This is a genomic window from Citrobacter sp. wls826 (assembly GCF_005281245.1).
Taxonomy (GTDB): Bacteria; Pseudomonadota; Gammaproteobacteria; order Enterobacterales; family Enterobacteriaceae; genus Citrobacter; species Citrobacter braakii.
In genome coordinates this window covers 16,465-17,752 of sequence record NZ_SZWS01000053.1, presented here as the reverse complement: position 1 = coordinate 17,752, position 1,288 = coordinate 16,465, and the positions used below count along the sequence as shown (strand labels likewise).

The 1,288-nt window shown below is 54.7% G+C and carries 1 protein-coding gene; it reads left to right on the top strand.

The genetic code is table 11. The annotated features are described in order from the left end of the window. Positions 1–129 precede the first annotated feature (129 nt). Positions 130–1,288: AsmA family protein (locus tag FDW87_RS12545; protein WP_252363153.1), on the top strand; the 1,159-nt coding region annotated here is incomplete at its 3' end.

Below are 1,288 nucleotides of genomic sequence, written 5' to 3'. Positions count from 1 at the left end.
AGCAATAAGCAAAATGCGGCGTTGATTCTGAATCAACGCCGCTGTAACGCTCTTTCACCATTCCCGCCTTGAGCATTGCGCCTAAATCGTGCATAACTTGACTATGTGCACTTCGCGGGATGGAAGACCATGAAATTTATTGGAAAGCTGCTTCTTTACGTGCTGATCGCCCTTGCAGTGGCGATCCTCGGTTTGTATTTTCTACTGCAAACTCGCTGGGGCGCAGAGCACGTCAGCGCCTGGGTTTCGCAAAACAGCAGCTACCATCTGGCATTTGATGCCATCGATCACCGGTTTTCTTCTCCTTCCCATATTCTGCTGGAAAACGTCACCTTTGGCCGGGATGGTCAGCCCGCAACGCTGGTCGCGAAAACGGTCGATATTGGACTGAGCAGCCGCCAAATCACCGACCCGCTGCACGTAGACACCATCCTTTTGCAAAACGGCACGCTGAATCTTTCCCAGCAAACTGCGCCGCTGCCGTTCCAGGCCGATCGCCTGCAATTGCAAGATATGGCGCTTAACAGTCCCGGTAGCGAGTGGACCCTGAGCGCGCAGCGCGTTAACGGCGGAGTCATTCCCTGGAGTCCTGAGGCGGGTAAAATTCTCGGGAGTAAAGCGCAAATTCAGCTCAGCGCCAGTTCGTTGACGCTGAACGACGTCCCCACGACCAACGTATTGATTGAAGGCAGTATTGACCGCGACCGTGTGACGCTGAGCAATATTGGCGCAGATGTGGCGCGTGGGGCATTAACCGGCGTGGCGCAACGCAATGCCGACGGTAGTTGGGTAGTAGAGAATCTGCGCCTGAACGATATTCGGCTGCAAAGCGACAAATCGCTGGCCGAGTTTTTTGCTCCGTTAAGCACTATTCCTTCCCTGCAAATTGGTCGTCTGGAAGTAACAGATGCCCGTCTGCAAGGCCCTGACTGGGCGGTGACGGATCTCGATCTGAGCTTGCGCAACATGACCTTCAGCAAGGACGACTGGCAAACTCAGGAAGGAAAACTGTCGATGAACGCCAGCGAGTTTATCTACGGCTCTCTGCACTTTTTCGATCCGATTATGAACGCCGAGTTCTCGCCGCAGGGCATAGCGCTGCGTCAGTTCACCACCCGCTGGGAAGGGGGAATGGTCAGAACATCCGGAAACTGGCAGCGCAACAACAAAGCGCTGGTCCTCGATGATGCCGCCATTGCCGGTCTGGAGTACACGCTGCCGGAAAACTGGAAACAGCTGTGGATGAAACCTCTACCAGCCTGGCTAGCCAGCCTGACGCTGAAGAAAT